This window comes from Streptomyces sp. NPDC001852, assembly GCF_042891825.1.
Classification (GTDB): Bacteria; Actinomycetota; Actinomycetes; order Streptomycetales; family Streptomycetaceae; genus Streptomyces.
In genome coordinates this window covers 116,497-134,864 of record NZ_JBIATN010000016.1, presented here as the reverse complement: position 1 = coordinate 134,864, position 18,368 = coordinate 116,497, and the positions used below count along the sequence as shown (strand labels likewise).

The following is an 18,368-nucleotide window of genomic DNA, read 5'->3' as shown; positions in this document are numbered from 1 at the left end:
GCAGCATGCTCGAAGAGGCGCTTGAGCACCTCGTGAAGGGCATCGTCGACAACCCTGACGATGTGCAGGTCGCCTCGCGCAACCTGCGCCGTGGGCGCGTGCTCGAGGTCCGGGTCCACCCGGACGACCTCGGCAAGGTGATCGGCCGCAACGGCCGCACCGCGCGCGCTCTGCGTACCGTCGTGGGCGCCATCGGCGGTCGCGGTGTCCGCGTCGACCTCGTCGACGTGGACCACGTCCGCTGACGCTTCATAGCAACCGGCTCGGGCCGGGGAGGGCCACTGGGCCGTCCCCGGCCCGCAGTCGTATGACAGGAGATCAAGCACAGTGCAGCTGGTAGTCGCACGGATCGGCCGCGCCCACGGCATCAAGGGCGAGGTCACCGTGGAGGTACGAACCGACGAGCCGGAACTGCGGCTCGCCCCGGGCGCCGTCCTGGCCACCGACCCGGCCTCCACCGGGCCCCTCACCATCGCCACCGGCCGGGTCCACAGCGGCCGTCTCCTGCTGCGCTTCGAGGGCGTCACCGACCGCAACGCGGCCGAGGCCCTGCGCAACACCCTCCTGATCGCCGAGATCGACCCGGAGGAGCTGCCCGAGGGCGAGGACGAGTACTACGACCACCAGCTCATCGACCTCGACGTGGTCACCGAGGACGGGGCGGAGGTCGGCCGGATCACCGAGATCTCGCACCTGCCCTCGCAGGACCTGTTCATCGTGGAACGCCCGGACGGCAGTGAGGTGCTGATCCCCTTCGTGGAGGAGATCGTCACCGAGATCGACCTGGAGGAGCAGAAGGCGGTCATCGCCCCGCCGCCGGGCCTGATCGACGACCGAGCCGAGATCGCCTCGTCCAGGGACTCGGGAGACGAGTCGTAATGCGCCTCGACGTCGTCACGATCTTCCCCGAGTACCTGGACCCGCTGAACGTCTCCCTCGTGGGCAAGGCACGCGCGCGTGGACAGCTCGATGTCCATGTGCACGATCTGCGCTCGTGGACGTACGACCGCCACAACACCGTCGACGACACCCCGTACGGCGGCGGCCCCGGCATGGTCATGAAGACCGAGCCCTGGGGCGACGCCCTGGACACGGTCCTCGCCGACGGCTACGAGACCGGCGCCACGGCCCCCGCGCTGATCGTGCCCACCCCCAGCGGCCGCCCCTTCACCCAGGAACTCGCCGTGGAGCTCTCCGAGCGCCCCTGGCTGATCTTCACGCCCGCGCGTTACGAGGGCATCGACCGGCGTGTCATGGACGAGTACGCCACGCGCGTGCCCGTCCACGAGGTCTCCATCGGCGACTATGTGCTGGCCGGCGGCGAGGCGGCCGTCCTGGTCATCACGGAGGCCGTGGCGCGGCTGCTGCCCGGCGTCCTCGGCAACGCCGAGTCCCACCGCGACGACTCCTTCGCGCCCGGCGCGATGGCGAGCCTCCTGGAAGGCCCCGTCTACACCAAGCCGCCCGTCTGGCGCGGCCGGGACATCCCGGACGTGCTGCTCAGCGGCCACCACGGCAGGATCGCCCGCTGGCGCCGCGACGAGGCCCTCAGGCGTACGACCGCCAACCGGCCCGACCTGATCGAGCGCTGCGACCCCGAGGCCTTCGACAAGAAGGACCGCGAGATGCTCTCCATCCTGGGCTGGGAACCGGACCCGGAAGGCCACCCGTACGGCCGATTTTGGCGGCGGGCCGGGGGCGTGGAACAATAGACCGCTGTTGTGCGCCCGTCCGGCGTGCGCCCCTGCCACAGGGGGACACGACGCCCGCCCCGACCCGCACACGGCTTCATCAAACACCTAGTTGCCGTTGATGACCTGTGGCATCAGCGAAGAAAGCAGACGAAATGTCTCACCTGCTCGACTCCGTCGACGCCGCGTCGCTGCGCAGCGACATCCCGGCCTTCCGCCCGGGTGACACCGTCAACGTCCACGTCCGCGTCATCGAGGGCAACCGCTCCCGTGTGCAGCAGTTCAAGGGCGTTGTGATCCGTCGCCAGGGCTCCGGTGTCCGCGAGACCTTCACGGTCCGCAAGGTCTCGTTCTCCGTCGGCGTCGAGCGCACCTTCCCGGTGCACACCCCGATCGTCGAGAAGATCGAGCTGGTCACCCGTGGTGACGTGCGCCGCGCCAAGCTGTACTACCTCCGTGACCTGCGCGGCAAGGCCGCGAAGATCAAGGAGAAGCGCGAGAGCTGAGCGCTTCCCCGGTGTCAAGGCCCTGACCGGGCGCACAGCTGAGCCGGATAGCATCTGGCTCCGATGGACACCGAAGCACAGCCGACGGAACGCGACCGCTCCTCCCACCCGGATTCCCCGGGGCCGGAGGGATGGTCGCGTTTCGCGTTGGTGGCGCGGATCGCCGACTGGCTGCCGGGCGGCCGGATCACCCTCACGCTCTTCTGCTGCCTGGCGTTTTTGCTCGGCCTCAACGCTTTCGTGGTGCAACCGTTCCAGATTCCGAGCGGATCCATGGAACAGGGCTTGAGGATCGGGGACCGCGTTCTCGTAAATAAGTTGGCGTACCGTTTCGGTGCCCAGCCGCGCCGCGGCGATGTGATCGTGTTCGACGGCACGGGGTATTTCGGGGACGCCGACTACATCAAGCGGGTGGTCGGTACGGGGGGAGACCATGTGGTCTGCTGCGACAGGCAGGGGAGGATCGAGGTGAACGGCCGCGCCGTCGACGAGTCGGCGTTCCTCCATCCCGGGGACAGCGCCTCCGGCGTGCCCTTCGACGTCGTCGTACCCGCCGGCCGTCTGTTCGTCCTCGGCGACCACCGCAGCGACTCCAGCGACTCCCGCGACCACCTCGGCTCGCCCGGCGGTGGCATGATCCCGGTCGGCGACGTCATCGGCCGCGCCGACTGGATCCTGTGGCCGTACGACCACTGGACGCACCTGACGCGGCCCTCCGCCTACGCGCGCGTGCCCGCTCCGGAGGGCGCGCATGGGTAACCGCGGCAAACCGCGCGGGGTGCCCAGCAACCCCGCCGACAATCTGCTGCCCACCGGATCGCGCCGCACCTCCGCGCCCGGCGGCGGCCGCACGCGCGCGGAGCGGCGGAAACTCCAGCGGAAGGTCAAACGCAAGCGCAGGCGTTCAGCCGTTCGGGAGATCCCCCTTCTGGTCGGTGTCGCCGTCCTCATAGCGCTGGTCCTGAAGACCTTCCTCGTCCAGGCGTTCGTGATCCCGTCCGGCTCGATGGAGCAGACGATCCGGATCGGCGACCGCGTCCTGGTCGACAAGTTCACCCCCTGGTTCGGTGCCACGCCGCAGCGCGGGGACGTCGTCGTCTTCCACGACCCGGGCGGCTGGCTGGCCGACGAGCAGACGGCCAAGAAGCACGACCCGGTCGTCGTCAAGCAGCTCAAGGAAGGCCTCACCTTCATCGGCCTGCTGCCCTCCGACAACGAGAAGGACCTGATCAAGCGGGTCATCGGGGTCGGCGGCGACCACGTCAAGTGCTGCGACGCGCAGGGCCGGGTCACCGTCAACGGCGTCCCCCTCACCGAAGGGGATTACATCTATCCGGGTGACGCCCCGTCCGCCCAGCCCTTCGACATCACCGTCCCCAAGGGCCGGCTGTGGGTCATGGGCGACCACCGGGGCAACTCCGCGGACTCCCGTTTCCACCAGAACACCTCGTACGGCGGAACGGTGTCCGAGAAATCCGTGGTGGGCCGAGCCGTCGCCATCGGCTGGCCGATCGGCCACTGGACACGCCTTGAGGAACCTAAAACCTTCGCAAGCGTCGCCGACTCCACGGCGGGTGCGACCGCCGGTCGCTCACCGTCGCATAGGGTTGCCTCCGAGAATCCGAACGGAACGACCCAGCTCCCGACCCCTGCGGAACTCCCGCTCGTTATGGGAGTAGTGGGCCTGCGTCGTATGCGGTGCAGGCGGCGGCACAGAGTAAGGAGTTGGCGTGGGGGATGTGGCGGTTGGCGCACGGTCGGGGCACGACGGCGAGGAGCACCGCGGGCACCCCGTGGAAGACAACGCCCCCGTGCCGGACGGCGCCATGACTTCCGGGAATGACGCGGCGGGCGACGAGGGCACGCCGGACGACGGGCAGCGGCCGAGGGCCGAGGGCGCCGGTGCGGGCCAATCCGCGGACCGGTCGAGGAAGCCACGCTCCTTCTGGAAGGAGCTGCCGATCCTCGTGGTCATCGCGCTGGTGCTGGCGCTGCTGATCAAGACGTTCCTGGTGCAGGCGTTCTCGATCCCGTCCGCCTCGATGCAGAACACCCTCCAGGTGGGTGACCGCGTCCTGGTCGACAAGCTCACCCCGTGGTTCGGCTCCAAGCCCGAGCGCGGCGAGGTCGTGGTCTTCCACGACCCGGACGACTGGCTGGCGGGCGAACCGGCGCCGAGCCCGAACGCGGTGCAGAAGGTCCTCAGCTGGATCGGTCTGATGCCGTCCGCCAACGAGAAGGACCTCATCAAGCGCGTGATCGGCGTCGGCGGCGACACGGTCCAGTGCAAGGGCGACGGACCGCTGCTGGTCAACGGCCACGCCCTGAACGAGCCGTACGTCTACCCCGGCAACACGCCGTGCACCGACGACGAGCTGGGCGGCCAGTTCAAGGTGACGGTCCCCAAGGGCTACATCTGGGTGATGGGCGACCACCGCCAGAACTCCCGTGACTCCCGGTACAACCAGTCGGACAAGCACCACGGCATGGTCCCGGTCGGCGACGTCGTGGGCCGCGCGATCGTCAAGGCCTGGCCGATCAACCGCTGGGGCACCCTGCCGATCCCGGACACCTTCGACCAGCCCGGCATCAACCAGCAGACCTCGGCCTCCGCCGCCCTGACGGTGGCCCCGCAGGGCGTGGCCATCGCGGCGGTGCTGCCGGTGGCGATCTGGCGCCGCCGGCGCTCGGACCGGCTGGAGTCCAAGTTCGAGCGGAAGACGGTCGCGGGCAGCCGGTGACCGCACAGGCCCCGGTGCTCCCCGACGGCTGGACGGTGGACCGTCTGCGCGCCCACTCCGGCGACGCGCGTGCGATCCCGCTGTCGCCGGACCGGTTGGTGTACCTCGAGGACGGCAGCGGCGGCGATCCCGAGCGGCTGCGCCCCTCGCACGTGCTGGCCTTCGGCGAGCTCTGCCTCGTCGGTCACGACGGCGAGTGGTACATGGGCTGCCTCGGTGACGACGGCTCGGTGGGTTGCTGGGCCTCCTACGGGCCCGACCTGGCCGAGGCGATCCGGAACCTGTGAGTCCGGCGACTGCCGTGCCTTTGCCCCCGGTCCGGCAGCGGCCGTGAAACAGGGGCTGCCCCTGCACGGTACTGCCGGGTAGGGTGCGGGTCCATGGGTGGCGAGAGCACGACGCGTACGGCCCCGCACAGCGGCGGGACAGGCACGGCACAGCCTGGCGGCAGCCGGCTCGGACAACGGCTGTCCTCGGTGGCCGTGGCCCTGGGCCTGGTGCTGTTCCTCGGCGGATTCGGCTGGGCAGCGGTGACCTACCGGCCGTACACCGTGCCCACGAGCTCCATGACCCCCACGATCGACGCCGGTGACCGCGTGCTGGCACAGAAGGTCGACGGCAGCGAGGTCAAGCGCGGTGACGTGGTCGTCTTCGAGGACAAGAGCTGGGTCACCAACGCCAAGGTGGTCAAGCGCGTGGTCGCGGTCGGCGGCGACACCGTCTCCTGCTGCACGAACGGCAAGCTGACCGTCAACGGCAAGCAGATCGACGAGCCCTATCTGCCCAAGGGCAGCCTGGCCGAGATCAAGAACATCCCGACGGTGACCGTCCCCCAGGGCCGTCTGTTCCTCCTCGGTGACGAGCGCCAGGGCTCCCTGGACTCCACGGCCCACCTCACCGACGCGGCCAAGGGCACGGTCTCCCGCGACGCCGTGACCGCCCGCGTGGACGCGGTCATCTGGCCGTGGAAGGGCTCGCTCAAGCGCCCCACCGGCTTCGAGGCCCTGGGCACCCTCTCCCGGCCCGGGCCACTGTCCACGATCGAGCTGCTGATCGTGGCCGGTGCCGTCCTCGTCCTGGCCGGTGGCGCCTACGGCCCGATCGCGGGGCGCATGAGCCGCTCCCGCGCGCGTGCCGCCCGCCCGGAGGCGGCCGGTGTCCGCTGAGGCCACGCGGACCGGCGAGGACTCGTACGAGGGCGGGCTGCGCAAGGTGGCCCGGGTGGTCCTCCTCGATCCGGAGGACCGCATCCTCCTCCTGCACGGCCATGAGCCGGACGATCCGGCCGACGACTGGTGGTTCACCCCCGGTGGCGGCCTGGAGGGCGCCGAGACGCGCGAGGAGGCCGCGCTCAGGGAACTCGCCGAGGAGACCGGCATCACCGACGTCGAACTCGGTCCGGTGCTGTGGCGCCGCATGTGCTCCTTCCCGTTCGCGGGCCGACGCTGGGACCAGGACGAGTGGTACTACCTGGCCCGTACGACGCAGACGGCGACCGCGGCGCAGGGGCTGACGGAGCTGGAGCGGCGCAGTGTCGCCGGAGCACGCTGGTGGACGTGTCAGGAACTGACCCGGGCACATGAGACGGTGTATCCGACCAGGCTCGCCGGGCTGCTGCGCACGCTGCTCGACGAGGGTCCCCCGGCCAGTCCTGTGATCCTCGACGCGGAAATCGTCTGAGGGGCCGTCGGACTGGCGCACAATGGGGGGATCGCACGGCTGAAGGGGAACATGCCATGAGCGCCGAGGACCTCGAGAAGTACGAGACCGAGATGGAGCTGAAGCTCTACCGGGAGTACCGAGATGTCGTCGGTCTGTTCAAATACGTGATCGAGACCGAGCGGCGTTTCTATCTCACCAACGACTACGAGATGCAGGTGCACTCGGTGCAGGGTGAGGTGTTCTTCGAGGTGTCGATGGCTGACGCCTGGGTCTGGGACATGTACCGGCCGGCGCGCTTCGTGAAGCAGGTGCGGGTCCTCACGTTCAAGGACGTGAACATCGAGGAGCTGAACAAGAGCGACCTGGAGCTTCCGGGCGGGTGATCCCGCCTCGCGCTTGCGGGTGACGGAGTTTTCCACAACCGCCGAGTTGTCCACCAAGATCAACAACTTGGGGCGGGATGCGTGACGGTTGGCGCCGGAGGTGGTGCCGACATGAACAGGGCACGCAACGGACTCGGCAAGTACGGCGAGGACCTGGCCGCCCGGCGGCTGGCCGAGGCCGGGATGACGGTCCTGGAGCGCAACTGGCGTTCCGGCAGGTCCGGCGAGATCGACATCGTGGCCAGGGACGGAGACGCCCTGGTCGTGTGCGAGGTGAAGACGCGCAGGGGCGGGACCTTCCAGCATCCGATGGCCGCGATCACACCGGCGAAGGCCGATCGCCTGCGCGGTCTGGCGGAACGCTGGATCGAGGCCCACGGAGGAGCCCCGCCGGGCGGCGTGCGCATCGACCTGATCGGCGTCCTGCTGCCCCACCGCGGCGCCCCGTCCGTCGAGCACGCCCGGGGGGTGGCCTGAATGGGATTCGCGCGCACCTGCTCCGTGGCCCTGGTCGGCGTCGAGGGAGTGGTCGTAGAGGTCCAGGCCGACCTGGAACCCGGCGTCGCCGCCTTCACCCTGGTCGGCCTCCCGGACAAGAGCCTCACGGAGAGCAGGGACCGGGTCCGGGCTGCGGTGGTGAACTCGGGTGGCGAGTGGCCGCAGAAGAAGCTCACCGTCGGCCTCAGCCCGGCGTCGGTCCCCAAAGCCGGTTCCGGCTTCGACCTGGCCGTCGCCTGCGCGGTGCTCGGCGCCGCCGAGCGGATCGATCCGCGTGTCCTCGCGGACATCGTCATGATCGGGGAGCTGGGGCTGGACGGCCGGGTCCGGCCGGTCCGCGGCATTCTGCCGTCCGTCCTCGCCGCGGCCGACGCCGGCTACGAGCAAGTGGTCGTGCCCGAGTGCGCCGCCGCCGAGGCCTCGCTGGTCCCCGGCGTCTCCGTGCTCGGCGTGCGCAGCCTGCGGCAGCTCGTCGCGGTCCTCACCGAGGAGCCCGTCCCCCAGGAGGAACCGGACGAGCAGGGCCGCCCCGACCCCCTCCTGGCCGGTCTGCGCGTGCCGGGCACGGGCGCGGCCACCGGTATGCACAGTGTCGGGTCCGCGCAGCACGAACACGATCACGACCTGGCGGACGTCGTGGGCCAGACCTCGGCCCGTACGGCCGTGGAGGTGGCCGCCGCCGGTGGGCACCACCTGTTCCTCGAGGGCCCGCCCGGCGCGGGCAAGACGATGCTCGCCGAGCGGCTGCCCGCCGTCCTGCCCCGGCTCACCAGGGAGGAGTCGCTGGAGGTCACGGCGGTGCACTCGGTGGCCGGGCTGCTGCCGCCGGGCAAGCCGCTCATCGACGTGGCTCCCTACTGCGCCCCGCACCACTCGGCCACGATGCAGTCGCTCGTCGGCGGAGGCCCCGGGATCGCACGACCGGGGGCGGTCTCCCTCGCCCATCGCGGCGTGCTGTTCCTGGACGAGGCGCCCGAGTTCCACAGCCAGACCCTGGACGCCCTGCGGCAGCCGCTGGAGTCGGGCCACGTCGTGATCGCGCGCAGCGCCGGCGTCGTCCGGTTCCCGGCCCGCTTCCTCATGGTGCTGGCGGCCAATCCCTGCCCCTGTGGACGCTTCTCGCAACGCGACTCCCTGTGCGAGTGCCCGCCGTCGGCGATCCGCCGCTACCAGTCCCGGCTCTCCGGCCCGCTGCTGGACCGCGTGGACCTGCGCGTAGAGGTCGATCCGGTCACCCGGACCCAGCTCACCGAACCCGGCGCCCGGGGCGAGTCCACGGCGACCGTGGCCGAGCGGGTACGGCAGGCCCGTGAGCGCACGGCGGCCCGCCTGGCCGGGAGCCCCTGGCGCACCAACAGCGAAGTCCCCGGCCGGGAGCTGCGCAGCCGCCACCACCCCGTCGCCGGCGCGATGGACGAGGCCGAGCGCAACCTCGAGCGGGGTGTGCTCACCGCCCGGGGCATCGACCGGGTCCTGCGCGTCGCCTGGACGGTCGCCGACCTCGTCGGACACGACCGCCCGGACGCCACCGACGTCGCCCTCGCCCTGCAGCTGCGCACCGGAGTACCGCGAGGGGTGCCGATGGCCATCGGGGCCCTGACATGACCACGAGCGAGGACCCCGGAGAGGAGTTGCTCGGGCGGGTCCTTCTCTGTCGGGTGGTCGAGCCGGGGGACGAGGCCGGTGGGCGGTGGGTGCGGGAGCTCGGGGTGGGGGAGGTGGTGCGGCGGCTGCGGGAGGGGGTGCCGGCCGCCTTGCCGGGGGTGAGCGAGGCGCGGTGGGCCGGGCTGGTCGCGCGGGCCCGGCGGGCCGTGCCGGAGCGGGATCTGGCGGTGGCCGCAGAGGCCGGGGCGCGGTTCGTGGCCCCCGGGGACGCCGAGTGGCCCGGGCAGCTCGATGATCTCGGGGATGCCCGGCCGCTCGGACTGTGGGTGCGCGGGCGGCCCAGTCTGCGGATGTGGGCGCTCCGGTCCGTGGCCGTGGTGGGGGCGCGGGCCTGCACCGAGTACGGCACCCACGTCGCCGCCACCCTCGCCGGAGGCCTCGCCGAGCGGGGCTGGGTGGTGGTCTCGGGTGGCGCGTACGGCATCGACGGCGCCGCCCACCGAGGCGCCCTGGCCGCCCGCGGAGCCACCGTCGCCGTCCTGGCCTGCGGCGTCGACCGGCCCTACCCGCGCGGTCACGCCGCCCTGATCAACCGGATCGCGGAACAGGGACTGGTGGTGGGCGAGTTGCCCCCGGGCGACCATCCGACCCCCAGCCGGTTCATCCTCCGCAACCGCGTCATCGCCGCGCTGACCAGGGGCACCGTCGTCGTGGAGGCCGCCTGCCGCAGCGGCTCGCTGGCCACCGCGCGGGCGGCAGGGCGCCTGGGGCGGTTCACCATGGGCGTGCCCGGCCCGGTCACCAGCGCACTCTCCGCCGGCGTGCACGAACTGCTGCGCGCGGAGGCCACCCTGGTCACCGACGCCGCGGAAGTCGTCGAACTCGTGGGTGACATGGGCGAACTGGCCCCACCCCGCAAGGGCCCCGTGCTCCCGCGTGACCTGCTGGAACCCGCCGCCCGGGCCGTCCTCGCCGCCCTGCCCGGCAACCGGGCGGCCGGCGTCGAGGAGATCGCGCTCGGCACACCGACCACCCGGGACGAGGCGATCGCGAGACTGTACGAACTCCGAGCACTTGGGTACGTCGAACGACATGGCGACGGCTGGAAGTTGACACGCCAGGCGGTGATGTCGGTCCGTACCGGTCACGGTCGGTGCTGACCGAGCGTGTTCGGCCGTCCGGGGGAACCGCCGACGCCCTTGAGGTTTCCCGGAGTTGACGCTCGGGCCGGTCACGCAGAGCGAGCTGCGAAACCCGCGCACGAGACCGGCGGGAGCGCCCCGCGCACGGGTGGAGCCGCACTGTTCGCACACCGCGACACCTCAGTCACGCTACGCTCACGAAGACGCCCGCACAGAATGCGCCAACTCGACACCAGACCGACAGCTCACCCAGGCAGCCCACTTCCCCCCACCGAATCCCACCCCGTCTCACTTCACAGCACTTCACGGCACTTCACGGCAGAACGGCACAAGGCGACGAATGCCCCAGCACACCTCCGGGTCCGACCGGGCGGCGATCCCCCCAGCCGCCCGCGACGGTGGCAGCGTGCGGCCGCCCGCTCCCTCGACGCTCGACGAGCTGTGGCGGTCGTACAAGGCGACGGGGGACGACCGGCTGCGGGAGCAGCTGATCCTGCACTACTCGCCACTCGTGAAATACGTCGCGGGCCGGGTGAGCGTCGGCCTGCCGCCCAACGTCGAGCAGGCGGACTTCGTCTCCTCCGGCGTCTTCGGGCTGATCGACGCGATCGAGAAGTTCGACATCGACCGGGAGATCAAGTTCGAGACGTACGCGATCACCCGGATCCGGGGCGCCATGATCGACGAGCTGAGGGCGCTGGACTGGATCCCGCGGTCGGTGCGGCAGAAGGCGCGGAACGTGGAACGGGCCTACGCCACCCTGGAGGCGCGGCTGCGGCGCACCCCGAGCGAGGCCGAGGTCGCCGCCGAGCTGGACATGGAGGTCGATGAACTCCACGCCGTGTTCAGCCAGTTGTCGCTGGCCAACGTGGTCGCGCTGGAGGAGCTGCTGCACGTCGGCAGTGAGGGCGGGGACAGGCTCAGCCTCATGGACACCCTGGAGGACACCGCCGCGGACAACCCCGTGGAGGTCGCCGAGGACCGGGAACTGCGCCGCTTCCTGGCGCGGGCGATCAACACGCTGCCCGAGCGGGAGAAGACCGTGGTCACGCTGTACTACTACGAGGGCCTCACCCTCGCCGAGATCGGCAACGTCCTCGGGGTCACCGAGAGCCGGGTCAGCCAGATCCACACCAAGTCGGTGCTGCAGCTGCGGGCCAAGCTGGCGAGCTTCGGGCGCTGAGGCCGGCGGCGCGGGGCCGAGTGGCTCCCGTTCGGCCGGGGGCGTCCGTAAAGTGGTTGACGTGCCAAGGATTCGAGCGGCCTCCGTGGCCGAGCACCGGTCGATGCAGCGAGCCGCCCTGCTGGACGCGGCCCGGTCGTTGCTGTCCGAGGGCGGGACGGAAGCGCTGACGTTTCCCGCGCTGGCCGAGCGGACCGGGCTGGCGCGGTCGTCCGTGTACGAGTACTTCCGGTCGCGGGCCGCGGTGGTCGAGGAGCTGTGCGAGGTCGACTTCCCGGTGTGGGCGGCGGAGGTGGCGGCCGCGATGGAGCGGGCCGGGTCCGCCGAGGGCAAGGTCGAGGCCTATGTGCGGCAGCAGCTGGCGCTGGTCGGGGACCGGCGGCATCGGGCGGTCGTCGCCATCTCCGCGAGCGAGCTGGACGCCGGGGCGCGGGAGAAGATCCGGGCGGCGCACGGCGGGCTCGTCGCGATGATCGCCGAGGCGCTCGGGGAGATGGGGCACGAGCAGCCCCGGCTGGCGGCGATGTTGCTGCAGGGGGTCGTGGATGCGGCGGTGCGGCGCATCGAGCTCGGTGCGGCCGAGGATCCTGCGGTGGTGACGGATGCGGCGGTGGCCATGGCGCTGGGGGGTGTGAAGGGCTGAGCCCGGCTGTCGCCGGGCGGGCGGCGGTGTTTCGCTCGCCCGCGCTTGCGGGGCGCCGCTGCGCTCACCCGTGCCGCCCCAGCGGTACGACCGCCCGCAGCCGCGCGGGTGTGCTCGCCCGCAGCTACCCCGGAATCGGCACCCCCAGCACCGGGAGCAGTCTCGGTGGCCCCCTGTGCAGCAGCCACGGTGGGAGCAGGGAGAGAGGGTCCAGGTAGGTCTCTCCCCGGCGCAGGCCCCAGTGGAGGCACGAAGTGGGGCAGTGGGGGGCGGCCGTCGGTTCCACCGTGCCCAGCGCCTGACCCGCCTCCACCTCGTCCCCCTTGTGGACCAAGGCGGTCACCGGTTCGTACGTCGTGCGGAGATCCGTGCCCGTCAGGTTGACCGAGACGACCCCGCGCCCGGCCACCCGGCCCGCGAAGGACACCCGGCCCGGGGCGACCGCCCGCACCTCGGAACCGGCCGGGGCCGCCAGGTCCACACCCCGGTGTCCGGGGCCGTACACCGTCGCCGGTGGCTCCCAGCCCCGTAACACCAGGGGCCGGACGCCCACCGGCCAGGTGCGCGCGACGGCCGGGACCGGGGTGTCAGGGGGCGGTGCGGGGGCCGGAGTCGGGGCCTCCGCCCAGGACCGGGAGGGGACCAGGGCGGCCAGGACCAGGCCGAGGAGCAGACCCGTCGACAGCAGGACATATCGCATGGCTTCTCGCATGCGACAACCGTCCCGCACCCCCGCCGATCATGGCCGGGGGCTGTGCACAACCCACCGGTTGTGGACAGCGGCGTCACCCGGTGCCCCGGCGGTCCCGTACACTTCTTCTGGCGATCCGGGTCACCGGGTCGACTTCGCACGCCCCGACACCGGGCCGGTCACCGGTCGGTGTCAGCGCCTCTCGGTCCTTCGCGGCAAGGCGCGTCGCGGGCGTCAGGCGCGGGAGCCGTCCGGCACCCGCGGCACAACCGAGAAACTCAAGGAGATACGGCCATGGCCGTCGTCACGATGCGGGAGCTGCTGGAGAGCGGCGTCCACTTCGGTCACCAGACCCGTCGCTGGAACCCGAAGATGAAGCGCTTCATCTTCACCGAGCGCAACGGCATCTACATCATCGACCTGCTCCAGTCGCTGTCGTACATCGACCGCGCCTACGAGTTCGTCAAGGAGACCGTCGCCCACGGCGGCACGGTCATGTTCGTCGGCACCAAGAAGCAGGCGCAGGAGGCCATCGCCGAGCAGGCCACCCGCGTCGGCATGCCCTACGTCAACCAGCGCTGGCTGGGCGGCATGCTCACCAACTTCTCGACCGTCTACAAGCGTCTGCAGCGCCTGAAGGAGCTCGAGCAGATCGACTTCGAGGACGTCGCCGCGTCCGGTCTGACCAAGAAGGAGCTTCTCGTGCTCTCGCGCGAGAAGGCCAAGCTGGAGAAGACCCTCGGTGGTATCCGCGAGATGCAGAAGGTGCCGAGCGCCGTCTGGATCGTGGACACCAAGAAGGAGCACATCGCCGTCGGTGAGGCCCGGAAGCTGAACATCCCGGTCGTCGCGATCCTCGACACCAACTGCGACCCCGACGAGGTCGACTACAAGATCCCGGGCAACGACGACGCGATCCGCTCCGTCACCCTGCTCACCCGTGTGATCGCCGACGCCGTCGCCGAGGGCCTCATCGCCCGTTCCGGCGTCGCCACCGGCGAGAAGGGCGAGAAGGCCGCGGGCGAGCCGCTCGCCGAGTGGGAGCGTGACCTGCTCGAGGGCGAGAAGAAGGCCGACGAGGCCGAGAAGCCGGCCGAGGCTCCGGCCGCCGAGGCCGCTGAGGCCGAGGAGAAGGCCGCCGAGGGCGAGCAGGCCTGACGCAGGCGTTGACGGCGGGGGCGGTACTTCAACCGACAGCGCCTCCGGCGCGGTCAAGTCCGCCCCCGCTGTTCACCCGTAGGTCGGTACGACGTATGCGTTCCGCGGCTACATGTGGAGCGCAAACCGTGCGGATCTGAAGATCTTCCAGACTTCGAGAAAGACTCACAGACTCATGGCGAACTACACCGCCGCCGACGTCAAGAAGCTCCGTGAGCTCACCGGCGCCGGCATGATGGACTGCAAGAAGGCGCTGGACGAGGCCGAGGGCAACGTCGAGAAGGCCGTCGAGGCGCTGCGCATCAAGGGCCAGAAGGGCGTCGCCAAGCGCGAGGGCCGCTCCGCCGAGAACGGCGCGGTGGTCTCCATCATCGCCGACGACAACTCCTCCGGTGTCCTGGTCGAGCTGAAGTGCGAGACCGACTTCGTCGCCAAGGGCGAGAAGTTCCAGGCCGTCGCCAACAAGATCGCCGAGCACGTCGCCGCGACCTCCCCGGCCGACCTCGAGGCCCTGCTCGCCTCCGAGATCGAGGCCGGCAAGACCGTCCAGGCGTTCGTGGACGAGGCCAACGCCAACCTCGGCGAGAAGATCGTCCTGGACCGCTTCGCGCAGTTCTCCGACGGCTTCGTGCTCGCCTACATGCACCGCACCATGCCCGACCTGCCCCCGCAGATCGGTGTCCTGGTCGAGCTCGACAAGCCGAACGCCGAGGTCGCCAAGGGCGTCGCCCAGCACATCGCCGCCTTCGCGCCGAAGTACCTCTCCAAGGACGAGGTGCCGGCCGACGTCGTCGAGACCGAGCGCCGCATCGCCGAGGAGACCACCCGCGCCGAGGGCAAGCCCGAGGCCGCGGTCGCCAAGATCGTCGAGGGTCGCCTCAACGGCTTCTTCAAGGACGCCACGCTGCTCGGCCAGCCGTACGCGCTCGACAACAAGAAGTCGGTCCAGAAGGTGCTGGACGAGGCCGGTGTCACCCTGAAGCGCTTCTCGCGCATCAAGGTCGGCATCTGAGCCCGTTCCGCGATCGACGCGCGACCCACGGGGAATTCTCGGTAGGGTCGACAGCAGTCGTCCGCGCACACCGCCACACCCCGGGGTGGGGCGGACGGCAGCAGATCTGACGAGGAGGCCATTGCCGCGCATGGGAGCGAAAAGCGACCCCACCGGCAATGGCCTTCTTCGTATGTGCAACACGTGAAAGAGGCGGGATCTCCCATGACCACCAAGGCCCAGAAGAGCGACGACGGCAAAGTACGCGGCCGGTTTCTGCTGAAGCTGTCCGGAGAGGCGTTCTCCGGTGGCGGTGGCCTGGGCGTGGACCCGGACGTGGTGCACAAGATCGCCCGCGAGATCGCGGCCGTCGTCCGGGACGGGGCGCAGATCGCGGTCGTCATCGGCGGCGGCAACTTCTTCCGCGGCGCCGAACTCCAGCAGCGCGGCATGGACCGCGCCCGCTCCGACTACATGGGCATGCTCGGCACCGTGATGAACTGCCTCGCCCTCCAGGACTTCCTGGAGAAGGAGGGCATCGACAGCCGGGTGCAGACCGCCATCACCATGGGCCAGGTCGCCGAGCCGTACATCCCGCTGCGCGCCGTGCGCCACCTGGAGAAGGGCCGCGTGGTCATCTTCGGCGCAGGCATGGGCATGCCGTACTTCTCCACCGACACCACCGCCGCCCAGCGCGCCCTGGAGATCGACGCCGAGGCGCTGCTCATGGGCAAGAACGGCGTGGACGGGGTCTACGACTCGGACCCCAAGACCAACCCGGACGCCGTCAAGTTCGACGCGCTCGGCTACGGCGAGGTCATCACCCGCGACCTCAAGGTCGCCGACGCCACCGCCATCACGCTGTGCCGCGACAACAAGCTCCCGATCCTCGTCTTCGAGCTCCTCGCGGAGGGCAATATCGCCCGTGCCGTCAAGGGTGAGAAGATCGGCACGCTGGTGGGTGACCAGGGCAGCCGGAACTGACCCGGCAGCAACCCGGCCGGTGGCGCGCGGCCCCGTAAGGGGCCCCGGACCCCGGCCGGGGGATGGACAATGTCCTGCCGGTTGGGAACCGTGCAGGAAGAAGACGCGACGCAGCCGGCCGCCGACCGCTTCAGGAACCGCAGCCGGGCCTTACTCAAGACACGCAGGAGCAAGTGGTGATCGAAGAGACCCTCCTCGAGGCCGAGGAGAAGATGGAGAAGGCCGTCGTGGTCGCCAAGGAGGACTTCGCCGCGATCCGCACCGGTCGTGCGCACCCGGCGATGTTCAACAAGATCGTGGCCGACTACTACGGCGCCCCGACGCCGATCAACCAGCTGGCCTCGTTCTCCGTGCCGGAGCCGCGCATGGCCGTCGTGACCCCGTTCGACAAGAGCGCGCTGCGCAACATCGAGCAGGCGATCCGCGACTCCGACCTGGGCGTCAACCCCAGCAACGACGGCAACATCATCCGGGTGGTGTTCCCCGAGCTGACCGAGGAGCGCCGCCGCGACTACATCAAGGTCGCCAAGGGCAAGGCCGAGGACGCGCGCGTGTCCATCCGCTCCGTGCGCCGCAAGGCCAAGGAGGCCCTCGACAAGCTCGTCAAGGACGGCGAGGTCGGCGAGGACGAGGGCCGCCGCGCGGAGAAGGAGCTCGACGACACCACGCACAAGTACGTCGCGCAGGTGGACGAGCTCCTCAAGCACAAGGAAGCGGAGCTGCTCGAAGTCTGATGAGCGACTCTTCCTGGGGGGCGCCGCCAGCGGCGGGCCAGGCCGGGTACTGGGGGCCCGCCGGGGGCGGGCCTGCCCAGCCTGTCCCGGGGGCCGTCCCGGCGGGTCCCGCGTACGATGCGCCTGAGGCGCAGCAGACTCGCCCCATGCCCATCGTGCCCGACGAACCCGCGTACGGCGGCGGCCAGGGTGGCGAGCCGGGGGCCGTTCGGCGGGGCGGCCCCCTGGTCCAGGAATTCCAGGACGAGTTCCGCCCCGAGCCCCCGCAGGCCCGCGCCCTCCCGGCCGAGAACCAGAATCCGGAGCCCATGCCCGACGCCCACCAGCCGGCCCCAGCGCCGCAGAAGAAGAGCGCGGGCCGTGACCTGAGCGCGGCCATAGGCGTCGGGGTCGGGCTCGGTGTGGTGATCGTCGCCTCGCTGTTCATCGAGAAGGCCGTCTTCGTTGGTGTGATCGCGGTCGCGGTCGTCGTCGGCCTGTGGGAGCTGACCAGCAGGCTGCGGGAGCGCAAGGAGATCAGGGCGCCGTTGGTGCCGCTCGCGGTGGGCGGTGCGGCGATGGTGGTCGCCGGGTACGTCAGCGGCGCCGAGGGCGCGTGGGTGGCCATGGCGTTGACGGCCCTCGCCACCCTGGTCTGGCGCATGACGGAGTCGCCGGAGGGCTATCTCAAGGACGTCACGGCAGGCGTCTTCGCGGCCTTCTACGTACCCTTCCTGGCGACGTTCGTGGCGATGATGCTGACGGCGCAGGACGGCTCCTGGCGCGTCCTGACCTTCCTCCTGCTGACGGTGGTCAGCGACACCGGCGCGTACGCGGTCGGCTGGCGGTTCGGCAAGCACAAGCTGGCCCCGCGCATCAGCCCCGGCAAGACCCGCGAGGGCCTGCTCGGCGCGGTGCTGTTCGCGATGGTCGCCGGCGCCCTGTGCATGCAGTTCCTGATCAAGGACGGCACCTGGTGGCAGGGCCTGCTGCTGGGCCTCGCCGTCGCCGCCAGCGCCACGCTGGGCGACCTCGGCGAATCCATGATCAAACGCGACCTGGGCATCAAGGACATGGGCACCTTGCTCCCCGGCCACGGCGGCATCATGGACCGCTTGGACTCCCTCCTCCCGACGGCCCCGGTGGTCTGGCTTCTGCTGGTGGTGTTCGTCGGTTCGGCGTGAGTGTTGTGCCGTACGGCTTTCGGGCCCCCGTTCTGTGTCAGGGCGGGGGCCCGTTGGTGTGTGGTGGTGTGGTGCTTGGGGTGGGACGATTCGGGGCGTAGGTCCTCTATCCGGAGGAGGAGGGTGTCATGTCCGCCTTCCATGAAGAGATCGACGTCGACAGGTCTCCCGGCGAGGTCTGGGCGTATCTCAGCGACCCGTCCCACCTGCCGGAGTGGCAGAAGAGCGCGGTGTCGGTCGAGCAGTTGGACGACAGCCCCTTCGGCCTCGGGTCCCGGATCCGGATCACCCGGCAGGTCGGCCGCCGCGACGTCCCGATGACCATGCGGGTCACCGAGTTCGACCCGCCGCACGCATGGAGCATGAGGGGCACCGACGGCCCGGTCCGGGGCCGGGTGCACGGCGAGGTCACCCCGCTCCCCGACGGCCGTACGCGCGTGACCATGGACCTGGACTTCGAGGGCCACGGCCTCGGCAGGGTGCTGATCCCCCTCGTCGTACGTCCCCAGGTCCGCAGGGAACTGCCGGAGAACGAGCGGCTGCTCAAGGAGCGGCTGGAGCACGCCGCCGCCTAGGTGTATTGATCACGAGCG

General features: G+C 70.7%; 23 protein-coding genes. 22 read left to right on the top strand and 1 reads right to left on the bottom strand.

What is annotated here, in order from left to right; genetic code table 11:
* The first annotated feature begins 5 nt into the window (after positions 1-5).
* The 16 genes from ACFYZB_RS27280 to ACFYZB_RS27205 all read left to right on the top strand — a co-directional run bounded on the left by ACFYZB_RS27280 (position 6) and on the right by ACFYZB_RS27205 (position 12,054).
* Positions 6-245, top strand: a complete 240-nt coding sequence (locus ACFYZB_RS27280) for an RNA-binding protein (protein ID WP_003973401.1) — start codon at positions 6-8, stop codon at positions 243-245.
* An 82-nt stretch (positions 246-327) separates the two neighbouring features.
* A complete protein-coding gene (gene rimM, locus ACFYZB_RS27275; RefSeq protein WP_351210900.1) occupies positions 328-879 on the top strand; it encodes a ribosome maturation factor RimM in 552 nt (183 codons plus the stop codon).
* The gene (trmD, locus tag ACFYZB_RS27270; protein ID WP_351210898.1) at positions 879-1,712 is read left to right on the top strand and encodes a tRNA (guanosine(37)-N1)-methyltransferase TrmD; all 834 of its coding nucleotides are present in this window, start codon (positions 879-881) and stop codon (positions 1,710-1,712) included. Before rimM ends, trmD begins: the two co-directional genes overlap by 1 nt.
* Positions 1,713-1,846: 134 nt before the next feature.
* A complete protein-coding gene (gene rplS, locus ACFYZB_RS27265) occupies positions 1,847-2,197 on the top strand; it encodes a 50S ribosomal protein L19 (protein WP_055704359.1) in 351 nt (116 codons plus the stop codon).
* A gap of 63 nt (positions 2,198-2,260) precedes the next feature.
* Entirely contained in the window at positions 2,261-2,956 is a 696-nt protein-coding gene (gene lepB / locus ACFYZB_RS27260; RefSeq protein WP_388763238.1) for a signal peptidase I, read from the top strand.
* A complete protein-coding gene (gene lepB / locus ACFYZB_RS27255) occupies positions 2,949-4,040 on the top strand; it encodes a signal peptidase I (protein WP_388763236.1) in 1,092 nt (363 codons plus the stop codon). The genes lepB (ACFYZB_RS27260) and lepB (ACFYZB_RS27255) overlap by 8 nt, the downstream gene beginning before the upstream one ends.
* Positions 3,928-4,938 carry a signal peptidase I gene (lepB, locus tag ACFYZB_RS27250; protein WP_388763234.1) on the top strand — a complete coding sequence of 337 codons (1,011 nt, stop codon included), beginning with the start codon at positions 3,928-3,930 and terminating at the stop codon, positions 4,936-4,938. Before lepB (ACFYZB_RS27255) ends, lepB (ACFYZB_RS27250) begins: the two co-directional genes overlap by 113 nt.
* Complete coding sequence (locus ACFYZB_RS27245) at positions 4,935-5,225, top strand: hypothetical protein (RefSeq protein WP_388763233.1); 291 nt, start codon at positions 4,935-4,937, stop codon at positions 5,223-5,225. Before lepB (ACFYZB_RS27250) ends, ACFYZB_RS27245 begins: the two co-directional genes overlap by 4 nt.
* Positions 5,226-5,318: 93 nt before the next feature.
* On the top strand, positions 5,319-6,104 hold the full coding sequence (lepB, locus tag ACFYZB_RS27240) for a signal peptidase I (RefSeq protein WP_388763231.1): 786 nt from the start codon (positions 5,319-5,321) through the stop codon (positions 6,102-6,104).
* Positions 6,094-6,618 (top strand): NUDIX hydrolase, encoded by a 525-nt coding sequence (locus ACFYZB_RS27235; protein WP_351210886.1) that lies wholly within the window; start codon positions 6,094-6,096, stop codon positions 6,616-6,618. The genes lepB (ACFYZB_RS27240) and ACFYZB_RS27235 overlap by 11 nt, the downstream gene beginning before the upstream one ends.
* 56 nt (positions 6,619-6,674) lie before the next feature.
* A complete protein-coding gene (locus ACFYZB_RS27230) occupies positions 6,675-6,983 on the top strand; it encodes a DUF2469 domain-containing protein (RefSeq protein WP_003965949.1) in 309 nt (102 codons plus the stop codon).
* An 81-nt stretch (positions 6,984-7,064) separates the two neighbouring features.
* A complete protein-coding gene (locus ACFYZB_RS27225; protein WP_388763229.1) occupies positions 7,065-7,460 on the top strand; it encodes a YraN family protein in 396 nt (131 codons plus the stop codon).
* Positions 7,461-9,086 (top strand): YifB family Mg chelatase-like AAA ATPase, encoded by a 1,626-nt coding sequence (locus ACFYZB_RS27220; protein ID WP_388763227.1) that lies wholly within the window; start codon positions 7,461-7,463, stop codon positions 9,084-9,086.
* A complete protein-coding gene (dprA, locus tag ACFYZB_RS27215; RefSeq protein WP_388763225.1) occupies positions 9,083-10,246 on the top strand; it encodes a DNA-processing protein DprA in 1,164 nt (387 codons plus the stop codon). Before ACFYZB_RS27220 ends, dprA begins: the two co-directional genes overlap by 4 nt.
* Positions 10,247-10,568: 322 nt before the next feature.
* On the top strand, positions 10,569-11,411 hold the full coding sequence (whiG, locus tag ACFYZB_RS27210) for an RNA polymerase sigma factor WhiG (RefSeq protein WP_351210878.1): 843 nt from the start codon (positions 10,569-10,571) through the stop codon (positions 11,409-11,411).
* Positions 11,412-11,496: 85 nt separating this feature from the next.
* A complete protein-coding gene (locus ACFYZB_RS27205) occupies positions 11,497-12,054 on the top strand; it encodes a TetR/AcrR family transcriptional regulator (RefSeq protein ID WP_388763313.1) in 558 nt (185 codons plus the stop codon).
* Positions 12,055-12,178: 124 nt separating this feature from the next.
* On the opposite strand, the gene ACFYZB_RS27200 is transcribed toward ACFYZB_RS27205, so the two are convergent.
* Complete coding sequence (locus ACFYZB_RS27200; protein ID WP_388763224.1) at positions 12,179-12,766, bottom strand: murein hydrolase activator EnvC family protein; 588 nt, start codon at positions 12,764-12,766, stop codon at positions 12,179-12,181.
* A 273-nt stretch (positions 12,767-13,039) separates the two neighbouring features.
* On the opposite strand from ACFYZB_RS27200, the gene rpsB reads away from it, so the two are divergent.
* The 6 genes from rpsB to ACFYZB_RS27170 all read left to right on the top strand — a co-directional run bounded on the left by rpsB (position 13,040) and on the right by ACFYZB_RS27170 (position 18,350).
* The gene (gene rpsB, locus ACFYZB_RS27195) at positions 13,040-13,903 is read left to right on the top strand and encodes a 30S ribosomal protein S2 (protein ID WP_388763222.1); all 864 of its coding nucleotides are present in this window, start codon (positions 13,040-13,042) and stop codon (positions 13,901-13,903) included.
* Between the two features lie 175 nt (positions 13,904-14,078).
* Positions 14,079-14,915, top strand: coding sequence for a translation elongation factor Ts (gene tsf, locus ACFYZB_RS27190; RefSeq protein ID WP_388763221.1), 837 nt, complete (start codon positions 14,079-14,081; stop codon positions 14,913-14,915).
* 204 nt (positions 14,916-15,119) lie between these two features.
* Complete coding sequence (pyrH, locus tag ACFYZB_RS27185; RefSeq protein WP_166002526.1) at positions 15,120-15,878, top strand: UMP kinase; 759 nt, start codon at positions 15,120-15,122, stop codon at positions 15,876-15,878.
* Positions 15,879-16,054: 176 nt separating this feature from the next.
* A complete protein-coding gene (frr, locus tag ACFYZB_RS27180) occupies positions 16,055-16,612 on the top strand; it encodes a ribosome recycling factor (protein WP_055706853.1) in 558 nt (185 codons plus the stop codon).
* Complete coding sequence (locus ACFYZB_RS27175) at positions 16,612-17,775, top strand: phosphatidate cytidylyltransferase (protein ID WP_388763219.1); 1,164 nt, start codon at positions 16,612-16,614, stop codon at positions 17,773-17,775. The genes frr and ACFYZB_RS27175 overlap by 1 nt, the downstream gene beginning before the upstream one ends.
* 128 nt (positions 17,776-17,903) lie before the next feature.
* Entirely contained in the window at positions 17,904-18,350 is a 447-nt protein-coding gene (locus tag ACFYZB_RS27170) for an SRPBCC family protein (RefSeq protein ID WP_388763217.1), read from the top strand.
* Positions 18,351-18,368: the final 18 nt, after the last annotated feature.

Coding starts and splice junctions, on each gene's coding strand:
- ACFYZB_RS27280 (WP_003973401.1), top strand. CDS start 6: ATGCTCGAAGAGGCGCTTGAGCACCTCGTGAAGGGCATCGTCGACAAC.
- pyrH (WP_166002526.1), top strand. CDS start 15,120: ATGACCACCAAGGCCCAGAAGAGCGACGACGGCAAAGTACGCGGCCGG.
- rplS (WP_055704359.1), top strand. CDS start 1,847: ATGTCTCACCTGCTCGACTCCGTCGACGCCGCGTCGCTGCGCAGCGAC.
- ACFYZB_RS27175 (WP_388763219.1), top strand. CDS start 16,612: ATGAGCGACTCTTCCTGGGGGGCGCCGCCAGCGGCGGGCCAGGCCGGG.
- ACFYZB_RS27230 (WP_003965949.1), top strand. CDS start 6,675: ATGAGCGCCGAGGACCTCGAGAAGTACGAGACCGAGATGGAGCTGAAG.
- lepB (WP_388763236.1), top strand. CDS start 2,949: ATGGGTAACCGCGGCAAACCGCGCGGGGTGCCCAGCAACCCCGCCGAC.
- whiG (WP_351210878.1), top strand. CDS start 10,569: ATGCCCCAGCACACCTCCGGGTCCGACCGGGCGGCGATCCCCCCAGCC.
- tsf (WP_388763221.1), top strand. CDS start 14,079: ATGGCGAACTACACCGCCGCCGACGTCAAGAAGCTCCGTGAGCTCACC.
- ACFYZB_RS27170 (WP_388763217.1), top strand. CDS start 17,904: ATGTCCGCCTTCCATGAAGAGATCGACGTCGACAGGTCTCCCGGCGAG.
- lepB (WP_388763231.1), top strand. CDS start 5,319: ATGGGTGGCGAGAGCACGACGCGTACGGCCCCGCACAGCGGCGGGACA.
- ACFYZB_RS27200 (WP_388763224.1), bottom strand. CDS start 12,766: ATGCGAGAAGCCATGCGATATGTCCTGCTGTCGACGGGTCTGCTCCTC.
- ACFYZB_RS27220 (WP_388763227.1), top strand. CDS start 7,461: ATGGGATTCGCGCGCACCTGCTCCGTGGCCCTGGTCGGCGTCGAGGGA.
- trmD (WP_351210898.1), top strand. CDS start 879: ATGCGCCTCGACGTCGTCACGATCTTCCCCGAGTACCTGGACCCGCTG.
- lepB (WP_388763238.1), top strand. CDS start 2,261: ATGGACACCGAAGCACAGCCGACGGAACGCGACCGCTCCTCCCACCCG.
- rpsB (WP_388763222.1), top strand. CDS start 13,040: ATGGCCGTCGTCACGATGCGGGAGCTGCTGGAGAGCGGCGTCCACTTC.
- dprA (WP_388763225.1), top strand. CDS start 9,083: ATGACCACGAGCGAGGACCCCGGAGAGGAGTTGCTCGGGCGGGTCCTT.